This is a genomic window from Bacillus sp. PK5-006, from assembly GCF_054161415.1.
In genome coordinates, this window is the sequence record NZ_CP096414.1 from 3447130 (window position 1) to 3461038 (window position 13909).

Consider the following 13909-nt stretch of genomic DNA (forward strand, 5'->3'; position numbering starts at 1 on the left):
TGAACTGATTTGTTTCTCTTATTTACACTTCTAACCCATAATTTTGACAAAGAGCTGCAAGTCCGCCAGAGAATCCGCTTCCGATCGCGTTAAACTTCCAATCACTTCCGTGTCGGTACAATTCACATACCACAACAGCTGTTTCAATTGAGAAGTCTTCGCCTAAATCGAAGCGAATCAATTCTTCCCCGCCCTCTTCATTTACAACACGAACAAATGCATTAGAGACTTGTCCAAAATTCTGGCTGCGCGCCTCTGCATCATGGATCGTAACTGTAATTCCGATACGATCAATGTTAGCAGGAATTTTCGAGAAATCAACGAGAATTTGCTCGTCATCTCCATCTCCTTCACCCGTACGGTTATCACCTGTATGAGTGACACTGCCGCTCGGATGCTGAAGGTTATTATAGAACACAAAATCTGTATCTTGCTGACAACGATTGTTTGCATCCACCAAGAAAGCCGAAGCGTCCAAATCAAATTCGGCTCCGCCAGAATATTTATTCGTATCCCAGCCAAGACCGATCATCACTTTCGTCAGCCCTGGGTTGGTTTTGGTTAAATCGACACGTTGTCCTTTTGAAAGCTGAATCGCCATATTCGTATCTCTCCTGTCTTTGAAAATAGGAAACTATTGCGTTATCCGATATCTAAGCCAAAGTCCGTTGCAATGCGGGCAAGACCGCCTTGATAGCCTGATCCGACAGCTGAGAATTTCCATTCCCCGCCGTGACGGTATAATTCACCTACAATAATGGCTGTCTCAATTGAGAAATCCTCTGCCAAATCGTAGCGAATGAGTTCTTCATTCGATGCTGCATTTAAAATACGTACATATGCGTTAGACACTTGTCCGAAATTTTGACTGCGCGCTTCTGCATCATGAATTGTAATGACAAATGAAATCTTCTCAATACTTGCTGGTACAGCTGCAAGGTCAACATTGACCTGCTCGTCATCTCCGTCCCCTTCGCCAGTGCGGTTATCGCCTGTATGTACGACACTGCCGCCTCCGCCAGTTGTTTGGTTGTAAAAGACAAAGTCAGATGGAGAGCTTGCTTTACCTGACGCATCTAAAAGGAATACACTTGCGTCTAGATCAAAGTCATGTCCGCCGTCATACTTATTGACGTCCCAGCCAAGACCGACGACTACTTTTGTTAAACCCGGATTCGTTTTTGTTAAATCAATTTTTTGACCTTTCGCTAAAGAAATTCCCACTAGGAACCTCTCCCTTCTGTTTAAATATAGTTTCTCGTAATATCTGCAAGCTTCGCATCATTTGTACCATTTCCAAGCGCCGCAAACTTCCACTCATTCTCGTGACGATAAAGCTCCCCGACGATTAATGATGTTTTTCCTGCATAATCATCTTTTAAATTATATTTCACTAATTCTTGATTGTTTGAACGATCAACGATACGGATGTAAGCATTTTGAATCATACCAAAGTGTTGGTTCCTTCTAAGGGCATCATAAATGTTGACGACAAACACCAATTTATTCACATTACCCGGCACCTTGCTCAAGTTGACAAGGACTTGTTCATCATCTCCGTCTCCTTCGCCAGTCAGGTTGTCACCTGTATGCTCAACACTGCCGCATTTGCTCTTTAGGTTGCCAAAATAAATCAAATCTTTATTTTCCGTAAACTTATCATTTTTCAGCATGAGCACTGAAGCATCACAATCAACATCAGCGCCGCCTCCGCCGCCAAACAGCTTTCCTAAAAATCCGCCGCCTTGTGATACAGGGTCCCAGCCAAGTCCAACAAGAATATTTGTTAGCCCTGTTTTCCCTTTTGTTAAATCAATACGTTGACCTTTTTCTAATGTAATCGCCAAATCAATCACTCCTCCAGCATAATAAAAATCTATTTATTAAGCGATGGACCCTATTAAAATCATCATACATGAAAATTCGACAAAATTCATGAAATGACATTGGAGCCTCTTACTCTTTTTTCTATTTACTAGTATATACGATCTATGTTCAAGATAGGTTTCAAACACTTTATATTTTTTTAACGAAAGATGCACATTGGAATGGTTCATGTCGTTAATGAAGTGTTTCATGTGAAACATTGTCGAAAGTTCCCGATGAACAGCTCTTGCTGATAAGGAGCGTAAGATGTGGTTTCATATGTTGATATAGAAAAGATAAAAGCATGTGTTCAAAGGATAAATCCTTTCGTTTCCTTCCATCCATGGATTTCTTTATACTTATATTCAGCATGTTGATGAAAGGATGTTGATGATGCCATCACTTCATATATTAGATCAAGTCGCCATTCCTAAAGGTCAGTCTGCTCAGGAGACATTGATTCATACAACGCAGTTGGCTCAGCTGGCTGAAACGCTTGGGTATGAGCGCTATTGGTTCGCTGAACACCACAGCACAAGGGGGCTCGCTAGTACAGCGCCTGAAATATTAATGGCTCATATTGCGGCTCATACAACGACCTTGCGTACCGGATCTGGCGGTATTTTACTTCCTCAGTACAGTCCTTTTAAAGTAGCAGAGGTCACGCGGCAGCTTGAAGCCCTTTATCCTGGACGGATTGAGATTGGTGTCGGCAAATCTCCAGGCGGGATCGAAAGGACGAGGCTCGCTTTGACGGACGGCGTGCCTAAAGATCTGTCTCAGTTTGACCGCCAGCTGAAGGACCTTCTTTTTTACTTATCAGACAGCCTGCCTTCTGGTCATCCGCATGCAGGCGTGAAAGCTGCTCCGCTTGTTGATGCTCATCCTCCGGTTTGGCTGCTTGGACTAGGAGAAAATAGTGCCATACAGGCGGCGGAGCTTGGAATCAACTATATTTTTGGCCACTTTATTCATCCTGCACGCGGCAAACAAGCATTTGAGACGTATCGATCACACTTTTCTCCATCTGTCTTTTCTAGGCAGCCACAATCTATGTTTGCCATCTTTGTCATCTGCGGTAAAACAGATGAAGAAGCAGACCGAATCGCCAGCAGTACAGATTTATGGCTGCTTCGTGTTGAAAAAGGACTGGACAGCCGCGTTCCTTCTATAGAAGAAGCAAGCGCCTATCACTACACCACACAGGAAAAGAAAAAAGTGCTGCAAAACCGCCAGCGGATGATTGTCGGCTCGAAGAAAACGGTGAAAGAGCAATTACAGACCTTGATAGAACGCTATCAAACGAATGACATCATGATTCTGAACAATTCCTTTGATCCGATCGAAAAACAACGCTCCTACAAACGAATAGCAGAATTATTTTGAAGCCAGCTTTTCAGGCTTCTTTTTTTACATTGTCATAAAAAATGGGAAATGTAACATCAAGATGTCAAAATCCTTCCGTCTGTCATCTGATCGCAAATGTGTCTTCTAATCGTTAGCGAACTGTAAACGCATAAGAGGTGTACCTTTTATATAGTAGAGGTACATATTCAAAGAACGGTTTACGAAGCTGAGAAAGAAGGAGATGACAGACATGAAAAAGAGACTCGATTGGGTTGATGCAGCTAAAGGAATTGGCATTCTGCTCGTGGTCATGGCGCATGTGCCCATTCCAGATTCGCTCAAGCAATTCATTTACTCTTTTCATATGCCGCTTTTCTTTTTACTATCAGGCATGATGTTTCGATCATCCTCATCCCCTGCTTTGTCATTTATTCAGAAAAAAGCCAAAAGCTTACTCTTGCCCTATCTCTATTTCTCCATCATTACGTATGTATTTTGGTTCTCCGTTACCCGTTTTTTCGCATTCAAGGGACAAACGGATATTGATCCTTTCGTTCCGTTTACAGGTATTTTCATATCCAATGCAGATGAAGCAAGACTCACACATAACCCAGCGATTTGGTTTTTAACGACGCTCTTTTTAGTGGAAATTTTATTTTTCTTTATGCATCGTCTTTCTAAAGGAAAACCTGCTGCCGTGATCTTGCTAACTGTTCTTTGCGGAGGTGCTGGATATGCCTCTACCTTGCTTTTAGATCAAAGTCTTCCTTGGAACGCCAATGTCGCCTTGACGGCTGTTGTGTTTTATTCGATTGGATTTTTAGCAAAGCAATGGTTTGTGGAATTAAAAACAGATCCAACCCTTCTTTTATGTACAGGTCTGCTTGTGCTAACGGCGTACATGCAAAGCTTTAATTCACGGATCGATATGCGCGTCAACGACTACGGTGATCTCTTTATTTTCTATGCATGTGCTCTGCTCGGTTCAGCTGCCGTGATTTATTTAAGCTTTAAATTGAAAACATCCCCTATTTTGACGTATCTAGGACGTAATTCTATTGTCATTCTTGTCTTGCAGTTTGCCGGCATCGATATCATGAAAGCATTTGTTTTTTATGGACTCGGTATCAATATTACTGATACAGCACAGCTCTCTTGGACACTTTTTTATACGATTGGCACATTGCTGCTCATGGTGCCATGTATCTCCTTCCTGAGCAAGTACCCGGTGCTGCTCGGCAAACCAGCCAAAGCCGCTCAACGCTACGAACAAAAAACATCCGCCGGATGAACAGGCGGATGTTTTTTGGATTAATCATTGATTTGAGAAGGATAAAGTGTCATTCCACCATCCACAAATAAGGTGGTGCCTGTGATATACGCCGCTTCCTTAGAAACGAGGAATGCAGCAGCGGCCCCAATCTCCTTCGGTTCACCAAAGGTTCTCATCGGAATTTTCTCAAGCTGCTTTTGTTTTTTCAATTCATCCTGTAAATCATCATTCGATTCGGTTGCCATGGTACCCGGCGCAATCGCGTTGATTCGAATACCTGCTTCGGCATAATCAAGAGCCAGCGTCTTCGTCATCATATTCATTCCGCCCTTTGAAGTGGAATAATGAACATTGAACGGGCGCGGAATTTCCTGATGGACACTGGAAATATTTAAAATAGACCCTTTGATGTCATGCTCCATCATATAGGCGAGCGCAGCCTTTGCGCCTAAAAATGCACCTGTTATGTTCACATCGATGACGTTTTGCCATTGCTCCAGCGTCATCTCATGCGGCAGCGCTTCTTCGCCGTTGAAGCCTGAATTATTGACGAATACATCTACTGTACCGAAATGCTCCAGTGCTGTATCCATGATGGCTTGGATGCCTTCCTCTTTGGAGACATCTGCGTGTACTTTCACCGCCCCACCTCCGTGCTGCTGAATGGCTTTTACGGTCTCTTCAGCTCCATCTTCATCGCCTTTATAGTTTACAACCACATTCATTTCCTCTTGTCCAAACCGTAATGCGATCGCTTGTCCAATTCCTTTTGAAGAGCCTGTGACAATGGCTGTTTTTCCTTTTAAATCTTGATACATCTTTATTTCCTCCATTCACGTGCTTCATCTTGCTGATACACAATGGTTACCCATTTTGGAAAAAACAAAAACACAACCCTCTGCATTTGTACTCTAAGAGGGTTGTGCGTTTCATCAAGCTAAAAGGTGTTATAAACATTTTCACACGTTTCGGCGGTTGGCTGATAAAAGCAATGCGACTTATACCTTGCCACAAACGGCTGATTGTACCAAGTCGCTGGACAATCGCCAGGCGGTTTAAAATACCAAAGGCTGAATTTTGCCGGCCAAAAACGTTCTCCGTTAATATTTCTCCGCGCAAGTGTTTTTTCCGTTTCTCGTGCTCGCTGATAGAAGTAACCATGCGTGACCGCTTCGAATGCATGCTCCTGATAAATCATTTGTGGAATCGTACGCAGCCCTTTAAAGTCAGAGCAGTTGGCACGCAAACGATTGATGCCCACGTTTCCTACGAGCAGCATCCCTCGCCTCCCTTCACCTTCTGCCTCCGCTCTCAGCAGTCTGGCCATTAAATCAATATCAGAGCTTGTCGCTCTTACCACTGCCATACATCCACCTCCAGTTCGTTTCTCTTTTATTTTATGTAGCGTTTCTGTGTAGATGACTGCCATTTTGACATGAAAAAGCACGTTCAGTGTCGGCAGCCTGTCTAAATTTGCTGGACATGTGTCTCGCTGCCAACAACACTCAAACCAAGTGACCATATACATAACAGGAAGAAATATTCATTACTATATACTCATTTACAAGTCATAAAAATCCTTCTAATTGCGACATCATCTTCAAAAACAGTCATTTGAACCTATTCAATAATCCGACTCAAAACCTTAAAATATAAAATGTTGAGTTTCTACAGGAGATATCAAATAATAAATTACAAGTTTCTCCTCTCAACTTAGTGTCATTTTTACTACTTGAAGCCAATCAACCTCGGAAGCGCACTGAGGTATTGACAGTACTTTCGCTTCATTCTACAGTAAAAAACATACAGTATTTTTCTTTTTGTGCAAAAAGAATGATATGAACTACAGCTTTTCAATGAAATTCACCATAAACCCGAGGAGGAAAACACGCCATGTTTAAAAAGAAATTATCCCTGTTTCTTCTGATCTTGTGTGTAACTGTTGTCGCTGCTGCTTGTAGTGGTGGAAAAGACAAAACAGCTGCGAAAGAAAACGATACCAAAAAATCTCTTGATGCAGCAGAGGTAAAGGTAGAAAGTGCTGAGTACACATTACCACCTCAATACGATACATCTGTACAGGATGATCAGTATGTACTAAAAGTGAATGTATCTGTAAAAAATATCAGCAAAGAGCCTCTCAATGTTGATAAAAGCAACTTCACGCTTTACCAAGATGACGCACAGGTATCTACGATCTCTCCAGATGACTACAACGAAGTATTATCTTCAAGCTCTTTAAATGCAGACAAAGTAACAAAAGGCGGTCTTTTCTTTGTTGTTGACAAAGACAAAGACTATCAGCTTGTTTACACAGAGCCAGGAAGCGGATCGAAAAAAGATGACAAAACATTAGAATTCGATATTAAAGGAAAAGACTTAATGAAAAAAGCAGATACACTACAAGCATCTGCAAAAGCTCTTTCTTCTTATATTGATGTGATGATTTTTGGTAAGAAAAACGATGATTTCGAAAAACTAACAGGTGATAACAAATCAACTGTTGTGAACGAATTTGATAAATCATTCAAGCAAGGTTACATCACTTCTTCAGGTATTTCTTCTAGCTCAGCGAAGGACGAAAACCTTGATAAGCTACTGAAAGCTGTGAAAGAAACATTAGCTGAAAAATCAAAAGTTTCAACAAAAACAAAATCCATCAGTGGTGATAAAGCTGTCGTGACTGTGACTCTGACACCAATCGATGCAAGTCCGCTTGTCGATCGTTTGAAAGAGAAAGCGACTGAGTTCTACAGCAAAAACCGTTCAGCTTCTTATGATGAAGCGCAAAAATACTTACTATCGATTTACCCAGATGAGTTTAAAAAATTAGGACCATCATCTTCTGAAGAAACAGTAGAAGTCAACATGAAGAAAAATGATATCGACCAATGGAAACTTGATTTGAACGACTACAAAACAAGCTCATTAGTTGAGAAATTCATCAAGAACTAAAGAAAAACCCCCGATTCCGGGGGTTTTTTGTTATGATTTATCATCTGGTTTGGCGAACGTGAACCCCCTCTATCATCAAAAACCAGAATATAGTCAAGTTATCTTACCCTTGACAACATTTCTTTCTATAATCAGTGTTCCATTTCTTTAGCTTGTCACTATGAGATATACAATCCTGATTATTCTTTTTTGTACTTAAGATTTTTTTCTGCTTATTTGAGTTAAAGATGTAGTGTAAACTCGAAGTAAAAAAGGTACTCCTCATTCTTTATTTCATACTGGTGCGGTGATTGTTGTTGCAGGAGCTGGTTATGTAATTGCTACAGAAGCCAGCAAGCACAGGAATAAAAAGTATAACCATTATGAAGCTATTATCCGAGGCGGAGTATATAGTCACAAGCAATTGCTAGAATGAAATCAAGAAAGGGTATTATTATTACTGGCATCCCCATAAAAGAACTTCAAAAGCTCATTCATTCTACGGAGGTCCTGTTAAATAGTTAATAGAGGTGAATAATGTATAATTACGAAAAGCTATATAAACAATATTTATATAAAAAAGATCAATTGATTTTTACTAAAGAACAAGTCGTTGAAATGATAACGTCTAAATTTAAAGCTAGAGAATTTTCAAAAACAAACATTTTAGATTTAGTGAATGATGATCACTTTGAATATACTAAGATATATAAATGTTTTGTCATTGATGATCCGAGTCTATTGATTCAATTGTTTTCAAATGAGGAAAAAAAGGATCATCGTGAACAAGTACTTCATAATCGTCTTCATCCGTTAAACCCTAAAAGAGTAAAAGAATGGGAGTATAATCACTTATTGCTTGATGAACAAGAAGGTAGAAGAATTGATATCATTTTAGAAAGTAAAGATGGATTATATGTTTCAGAATTTACCGTAAGAGATAGTTGCGAAAAGCTTAATAGGTATATAAATGCTTTAATTGTAGGTGCACTTATCGAAAATGGGTTAGAAGAATATCCTGATGGTATTCATGACGAGTATTTTCAATTTTATTTAGAGAACTTGGATCAATTCGGTTTCTTAAACTGAGAAATACGATGATCGGCATTCACTTGAAAACGCCCTCTATCAAAGAGGGCGTTTCTTTATTTTGCAAGCATCCATTTCTCTTTCATAAACAAGCTTCTGACGATGACAAACAGGATGACGACTGCCAAGGCTGAGGAGCCGAGTGTCAGGGCGATGGACATTGGATCGATGATACCAAACATCAATTGCTTACACAGCGCATGAATATTGAGGAATGGGATGGCAAAGTAATACGTATCTAGCTGCGTAGCACCTGCTCTCATGGTAAAGAACATTGGGAGCACACCTAGCGTAATGATCATGGACATGTACGACTGCGCTTCTTTGACTGAGCCCGACATCACACTGAGCAGCAATTCAATCATGGATACCATGAAGGAGAAGATGATTAACGCCGCAAACATAACGCCGATAATGCTCCACATTTGATCACCAAAGTTCAGAGCTTGCTTCAGCTTTTCTGTAAAGAGCAAAGTGGATAGAAGCAGCATGCCGATCGCCACAATCCCACTTAAAATACCGAACATAGAGACAGCGAGCCATTTCCCGATGAGAATCTGGAGTCTGCTGGCAGGCGTCAGGAATAAGGCTTCAATTGATTTTCGGTCTTTTTCTCCCGCTACAATATCAAGCGCAGCCGGCAAAGCTCCTGAGATCACGGAGGTCACCAAAATCATTGGAAGGAGAATCGACAACAGCATAGCAGTCACTCCGTTTTCCCCTTCATCACCTTCTTCTACATCAACGGACTGTACTTCAAACGGATGAATAACAGACGTATCGATTTGATCCGCTGCTAAGCGCTTCTCGACCACCTGGTTTTGATACTGCTCCAGCAACGATTGCAGCATTTGAACGGTGATCACCGAATCATCATCTGTCGTATATCCATGAATTTTAATGGCGAATGGCTTTTGATGCTTGAGCATATCGCCAGCCTCTTTCGGCATTTCCAGGTAAGCATTTGCCTCTCCATCTTTGACGGCTTGCTGCGGATCATCAAATGTTTCAAGGTTTAGGTTTTTGACCTCTTTGATCATTTGGTTCATTTCGGCTGGAAGCTGTTCATTGATGGCGACTGTATAGGCTTTATCCCCTGGATCTGCAATCATGCTTTCATAAAAGAACACCAGCCCAAGCATGGTCAAAAGAGGAATCAGTACGGTTAAGAGCAACGTTTTTCGATCCCTTAGCGCATCTGTCATTTCTTTCAAAAAGACGGTTTTCCACATTATGAAATCCCCCTAGCGAGCTTCGACATAAAGATATAGTTCAAGTCTTCACTTTGTTCCTGTGCATATAATTCTGGAAGTGTCCCTTTGTAAACAAGCTCTCCTTGATGAATCATCATGACACTGTCACAAAGCTGGCTGACTTCTTCCATGATGTGGCTTGAAAAGAGGATCGTTTTATTTTGCTGCTTGAGCTGATGGATAAAATCTCTGAAAATATTACTCGACGTGATATCTAAGCCTGTTGTCGGTTCATCAAATAAAATAATGTCAGGATCATGAATTAACGTTCTGGCAATCGCCACCTTTTGTTTCATTCCTCTTGAGAATCCTTTCACCTTGCGATCCATGTATTGTCTCATCCCAAAACGCTTTGCCAAATCCTCTATTCTTGCTTTGATTTCATGCTGATCTAAGCCATATAATTTGCCAAAGTATTCAAGGTTTTCTCTTGCCGTCAAACGATCGTAAAGCCCCGTCTCTCCGCCAAACAAGACACCAATTCGCTTTTTCACTTCTGTTGCTTCTTTCACTGTATCAAAGCCTGCAACAGTGACTGATCCGTGCGTAGGCTCTAATAATGTGGCTACGGCGCGCAACAATGTGGTTTTCCCTGCCCCATTTTCTCCTAGAATGCCAACGACTTCCCCTTCCTTCACGGAGAACGTCATGTGTTTCATCGCTTTCACGACTTTTTTCTTATCTTTAAACCAGCAGCTGCAATCGCTGAGAGTAATCATGTGGTTCGCCCCTTTCAACTTTCTAAGTCTATGATAGAAAAAATAACGCTTGCCTGATATAAAAATGTCGCGAAACGTCCTTTTTCTGTCTTGAAATGATCTATTTCAAAAAAACAAATGGTAAAATAGACAAATAATAAGAATAGTCATAGGTGATTTTTATGATAAAAGTAGGTCTCGTCGACGATTACCGATTAGATTTAGAAAAGCTGCACGCCATTGTAGGCAGGATGGAGGCTGTGGACATCGTCTTTGTCACGCAGTCAGCAGAGGATGCATATGAGAAGGTCAAAAAAGGAGACATTGATCTGTTGTTCGCTGACATTGAAATGCCTGGAATGTCCGGCTATGAATTAGCGGACCTCATTCACTCTCACGCACTGAATGTCGATGTGGTCTTTGTGACAGGAAACAGTGGATATGCGGTCCATGCGTTTGATTTGAATGTACATGATTATATTATGAAGCCCTACCAAGCTGATCGAATTGCCAAATGCTTAGAGCGTTATATGTCCACCAAGCAGGAGAAGAGCATTCATGGACGGCTTCTCATTAAACAGCAGTCAGATATTCATGTGCTGCAGAAAAAGGATGTTATTTTTGTTGAGCGAACAGGCCGGTCAACAACTATCGTGACAACAACAGGAGATATCCAGACCTATCAGACACTAAATGAGCTAAAGGGCGATCTGGCTGAAAAAGATTTTATCCGCTCCCACCGATCGTTTATCATTAATATTCATTACATTAAGAATTTCTCGGCGTATGCTAAAAATTCGTATATTGTGTCTTTTGAAGGTACAGATAAAAAAGCCATGATGACCAAGCAGCAATTAGAATTCTTTAAGAAATACTATTTTTAAGGAGAACGAACGTGAACGCTTTCTATCTTGGATTTCGCATTTATGCTCTCATATGGTTAGGTCTTGCGTTTCATGCAGCTGCTGAAGCCTTTCTGCCGCTTTCATCCATTGTGTTGTGGCTTCTTACCTTTTGCGCGGTGTGTGTTTATACATTTTTCATGTACAAAAGATTTTTGCCTCATACGAGTGGTGATGTGATATTAGGCGCTTTTATACTCATTACCTGCACAGGCCTTTTGCTCTTTCTAACGCAACCGAATGAGCTGAGCTGTCTTTTGGCGCTCATCATCATGGTGACTGTCGATATCCTCTCGTTGAAGGTGATGCAGACAGAGAAACAGTTAAATGGACGGCTTCAAGAGCTCATAAACGCAGAATCAAGAACCAATGAATTACTTCTTGAACTGCGCAGTAAACATCATGAAACAGCCAGACATTTAAATGCCTTTTCCGCGTCGAACGACGAGCATGAAATTAAAGATTTGATTCAGCAATACGTCAAACATTTCCCCTGGATTAAAGGAGAAAATGCATATTTAGCCTCAATTCTACATTCCTTTTTGGAGCGGGCTGAGAAAGAGGACATTGCACTTTCACTAGACCTTCAAGCACCCTTTTCATCGCTTCCTTTTTCAAAGGCGGATCAGGTTAGTTTTACTGGCAACCTGCTTGATAATGCTCTAGATGCAGCGATTGAAGCGAAGCAAGCCGGAAAAGAGGGAAGCATTTCGGTCACGACCTCTATTCGGAGCGGGCTATTTTTAATCCATTGTGAAAACAGCACAAAAGGTATGGAAAAACACGTGCTAGATCATTTGTTCAAAACTTTTGGCCGCTCGACAAAAGGCGGCGATCATCAAGGCATGGGGACGTATATCATTCAACAGCTTGTAGAAAAGGCAGACGGTACACTTGATTTCACTTACCGTTCTCCAAATTTGCGGCTCGTCATCAAAATCCCTCTCACCATGTCATAAAAAAAAGGTGCATAGCTGCACCTTTTTTTAGTGTTAAGAGAAGATCTTATCGATTTGATTGATTTCCTCTTCTGTTAATTGAACATCGTTTGTTTTTAGGTTTTGCAGCACTTGGTCTGCTCGTTTTGCTCCTGGAATAATAGCATCAATGCCATCCTGCGCTAAGAGCCAAGCGAGTGCGACGTGTGCTGTTTCTGCATTCTTTGATTGAGCAATGGCTTTCAGCTTGTCTACTTTTTCGAGATTTGAAAGGAAAGCATCGCCTTGGAAAAGCGGATCCTTTGCTCGAATATCATCAAATGTCGCATCTTTTGTAAATTTCCCAGTCAACAAGCCTGATGCCAATGGGAAATAAGGAATAAAGGAGATCCCATGCTCGACACAGTATGGAAGAAGATCCTGCTCTGCCTGACGTTTCAGCAGAGAATACTCCGATTGAAGCACGTCTAAGTAGCCATCTCGGTTAAAGGCTTGAAGCTGTTCAAAATCAAGGTTTGATGCACCGATTGCCCTGATTTTCCCTTCATCCTTCAATTCCTTTAATGTGCCTGCTACTTCTTCGAGCGGCGTGCGTCCATCCGGGAAATGCATATAGTACAAGTCAATATAATCAGTTTGCAGTCGTTTCAGGCTATTTTCGACCTGCCCTCTTAAGAAATCACGGCTGTTATCAAGTTCAATTTGGCCGTTTACTTCCTTATGAGCTCCTTTTGTCGCAAGGACAAGCTTTTCTCTGCCGCCTCTTTTGGCAATGATCTCACCGATTAATTCCTCTGAACGGCCCAGCCCATAAATAAAAGCAGAATCTAAGAAATTGACACCTTGATCAAGAGCCGTCTCCACAAGCTCCCGTCCAGCATCCTCACTAAGATTCGGGAATAAATTATGTCCACCTACTGCATTCGTACCAAGCCCTATCGGATTTACCTGCAAATCAGTTCGTCCAAGCGTTACCTTTTTCAAAAGCTCATCTCCCTTATCTACATAATCATCCTTATTTTCCCACGAATCATTTCCAACATTCAAGTATACCGCTCTCTAAAATCAACCTGCAGGTGGACGCCGCGAAAATAGAAGATGCGTATGATGAAGATAGACTAAAACGAAAAGGAGATCTTGTCATGACCATTCAAATTGTCATCATTATGATTATTCTGCTTTTAAGAACAGGCAAGGAAAAAGAAATCCGCCCCATCAGGCTTCTCATAGGACCGCTCATTTTATTAGGCACACTCTCTTATTCCTTTACTCTGCATATTGAAATCACGGCGATGAGCCTGCTTGCAATGATTGTCTTTGCACTCACAGGTTTTGCAATCGGGCTATGGAGAGGTAAACTATACAAAGTAACATATGATCAACAGTCGGGGCGTATCACCGCCGCCAGCTCACTTTATGGAACACTTTTTTTCATCGGAATCATCCTTATCCGGATGACAGTAGGTTCAATTGTACAGGATGGCGGTCATTCCCTGATCATTTTCGCAAATGGCCTGACATTCCTTCCAATCGGCAGTATGATCGGCTTACGTTTTATTCTTTTAAAAAGATATATGAACATCAAAGCATCTGCTGCTATTAACTGACA

At 41.3% G+C, this 13909-nt stretch carries 15 protein-coding genes; 7 read left to right on the forward strand and 8 right to left on the reverse strand.

The annotated features are described in order from the left end of the window. Window positions 1–22: 22 nt before the first annotated feature. The 3 genes from M1D84_RS17495 to M1D84_RS17505 are packed head-to-tail and all read right to left on the reverse strand — an operon-like array spanning window position 23 to window position 1847. Window positions 23–601, reverse strand: a complete 579-nt coding sequence (locus M1D84_RS17495) for a TerD family protein (RefSeq protein WP_007498343.1) — start codon at window positions 599–601, stop codon at window positions 23–25. Window positions 602–642: 41 nt separating this feature from the next. Next, window positions 643–1224 carry a TerD family protein gene (locus tag M1D84_RS17500; protein WP_044333579.1) on the reverse strand — a complete coding sequence of 194 codons (582 nt, stop codon included), beginning with the start codon at window positions 1222–1224 and terminating at the stop codon, window positions 643–645. A gap of 20 nt (window positions 1225–1244) precedes the next feature. Beyond that, the gene (locus M1D84_RS17505; protein WP_024427228.1) at window positions 1245–1847 is read right to left on the reverse strand and encodes a TerD family protein; all 603 of its coding nucleotides are present in this window, start codon (window positions 1845–1847) and stop codon (window positions 1245–1247) included. 412 nt (window positions 1848–2259) lie between these two features. Between M1D84_RS17505 and M1D84_RS17510 the strand changes: the two genes are divergently transcribed. Together M1D84_RS17510 and M1D84_RS17515 are read left to right on the forward strand one after the other, a co-directional pair. Further along, on the forward strand, window positions 2260–3252 hold the full coding sequence (locus M1D84_RS17510; RefSeq protein ID WP_458106352.1) for an LLM class flavin-dependent oxidoreductase: 993 nt from the start codon (window positions 2260–2262) through the stop codon (window positions 3250–3252). Between the two features lie 211 nt (window positions 3253–3463). After that, window positions 3464–4504 (forward strand): acyltransferase family protein, encoded by a 1041-nt coding sequence (locus tag M1D84_RS17515; protein ID WP_458106353.1) that lies wholly within the window; start codon window positions 3464–3466, stop codon window positions 4502–4504. Between the two features lie 20 nt (window positions 4505–4524). Here the strand turns inward: M1D84_RS17515 and M1D84_RS17520 are convergent, their stop codons facing one another. Further along, window positions 4525–5304, reverse strand: a complete 780-nt coding sequence (locus M1D84_RS17520) for a glucose 1-dehydrogenase (protein ID WP_133744713.1) — start codon at window positions 5302–5304, stop codon at window positions 4525–4527. Window positions 5305–5423: 119 nt separating this feature from the next. Beyond that, window positions 5424–5852: a cell wall hydrolase gene (locus M1D84_RS17525; protein WP_024424361.1), complete on the reverse strand. Its 429-nt coding sequence runs from the start codon at window positions 5850–5852 to the stop codon at window positions 5424–5426. Window positions 5853–6379: 527 nt separating this feature from the next. On the opposite strand from M1D84_RS17525, the gene M1D84_RS17530 reads away from it, so the two are divergent. Together M1D84_RS17530 and M1D84_RS17535 are read left to right on the forward strand one after the other, a co-directional pair. Next, window positions 6380–7441, forward strand: a complete 1062-nt coding sequence (locus M1D84_RS17530; protein WP_024424362.1) for a DUF4352 domain-containing protein — start codon at window positions 6380–6382, stop codon at window positions 7439–7441. Window positions 7442–7957: 516 nt separating this feature from the next. Further along, window positions 7958–8509 (forward strand): hypothetical protein, encoded by a 552-nt coding sequence (locus tag M1D84_RS17535; protein ID WP_206534123.1) that lies wholly within the window; start codon window positions 7958–7960, stop codon window positions 8507–8509. Between the two features lie 56 nt (window positions 8510–8565). Here the strand turns inward: M1D84_RS17535 and M1D84_RS17540 are convergent, their stop codons facing one another. Further along, window positions 8566–9741 (reverse strand): ABC transporter permease, encoded by a 1176-nt coding sequence (locus M1D84_RS17540; protein WP_024424364.1) that lies wholly within the window; start codon window positions 9739–9741, stop codon window positions 8566–8568. Continuing rightward, window positions 9741–10481 carry an ATP-binding cassette domain-containing protein gene (locus M1D84_RS17545; RefSeq protein WP_041116533.1) on the reverse strand — a complete coding sequence of 247 codons (741 nt, stop codon included), beginning with the start codon at window positions 10479–10481 and terminating at the stop codon, window positions 9741–9743. The genes M1D84_RS17540 and M1D84_RS17545 overlap by 1 nt, the downstream gene beginning before the upstream one ends. A gap of 161 nt (window positions 10482–10642) precedes the next feature. Here M1D84_RS17545 and M1D84_RS17550 point away from each other — a divergent pair, with 161 nt between their 5' ends. Further along, window positions 10643–11344, forward strand: coding sequence for a LytR/AlgR family response regulator transcription factor (locus M1D84_RS17550; RefSeq protein ID WP_213404976.1), 702 nt, complete (start codon window positions 10643–10645; stop codon window positions 11342–11344). 11 nt (window positions 11345–11355) lie between these two features. Further along, a complete protein-coding gene (locus tag M1D84_RS17555) occupies window positions 11356–12321 on the forward strand; it encodes a sensor histidine kinase (RefSeq protein WP_458106354.1) in 966 nt (321 codons plus the stop codon). A gap of 33 nt (window positions 12322–12354) precedes the next feature. Here M1D84_RS17555 and M1D84_RS17560 read toward each other — a convergent pair whose 3' ends face one another. Continuing rightward, the gene (locus M1D84_RS17560) at window positions 12355–13284 is read right to left on the reverse strand and encodes an aldo/keto reductase (RefSeq protein WP_034283198.1); all 930 of its coding nucleotides are present in this window, start codon (window positions 13282–13284) and stop codon (window positions 12355–12357) included. A gap of 158 nt (window positions 13285–13442) precedes the next feature. Between M1D84_RS17560 and M1D84_RS17565 the strand changes: the two genes are divergently transcribed. Beyond that, complete coding sequence (locus M1D84_RS17565) at window positions 13443–13907, forward strand: DUF1453 domain-containing protein (RefSeq protein ID WP_332285387.1); 465 nt, start codon at window positions 13443–13445, stop codon at window positions 13905–13907. Window positions 13908–13909 lie beyond the last annotated feature (2 nt).

Excerpts from the sequence above, each read along its gene's own strand:
- M1D84_RS17495 (WP_007498343.1), bottom strand. The coding sequence starts at position 601 with ATGGCGATTCAGCTTTCAAAAGGACAACGTGTCGATTTAACCAAAACC.
- M1D84_RS17510 (WP_458106352.1), top strand. The coding sequence starts at position 2,260 with ATGCCATCACTTCATATATTAGATCAAGTCGCCATTCCTAAAGGTCAG.
- M1D84_RS17515 (WP_458106353.1), top strand. The coding sequence starts at position 3,464 with ATGAAAAAGAGACTCGATTGGGTTGATGCAGCTAAAGGAATTGGCATT.
- M1D84_RS17520 (WP_133744713.1), bottom strand. The coding sequence starts at position 5,304 with ATGTATCAAGATTTAAAAGGAAAAACAGCCATTGTCACAGGCTCTTCA.
- M1D84_RS17525 (WP_024424361.1), bottom strand. The coding sequence starts at position 5,852 with ATGGCAGTGGTAAGAGCGACAAGCTCTGATATTGATTTAATGGCCAGA.
- M1D84_RS17530 (WP_024424362.1), top strand. The coding sequence starts at position 6,380 with ATGTTTAAAAAGAAATTATCCCTGTTTCTTCTGATCTTGTGTGTAACT.
- M1D84_RS17535 (WP_206534123.1), top strand. The coding sequence starts at position 7,958 with ATGTATAATTACGAAAAGCTATATAAACAATATTTATATAAAAAAGAT.
- M1D84_RS17540 (WP_024424364.1), bottom strand. The coding sequence starts at position 9,741 with ATGTGGAAAACCGTCTTTTTGAAAGAAATGACAGATGCGCTAAGGGAT.
- M1D84_RS17545 (WP_041116533.1), bottom strand. The coding sequence starts at position 10,481 with ATGATTACTCTCAGCGATTGCAGCTGCTGGTTTAAAGATAAGAAAAAA.
- M1D84_RS17550 (WP_213404976.1), top strand. The coding sequence starts at position 10,643 with ATGATAAAAGTAGGTCTCGTCGACGATTACCGATTAGATTTAGAAAAG.
- M1D84_RS17565 (WP_332285387.1), top strand. The coding sequence starts at position 13,443 with ATGACCATTCAAATTGTCATCATTATGATTATTCTGCTTTTAAGAACA.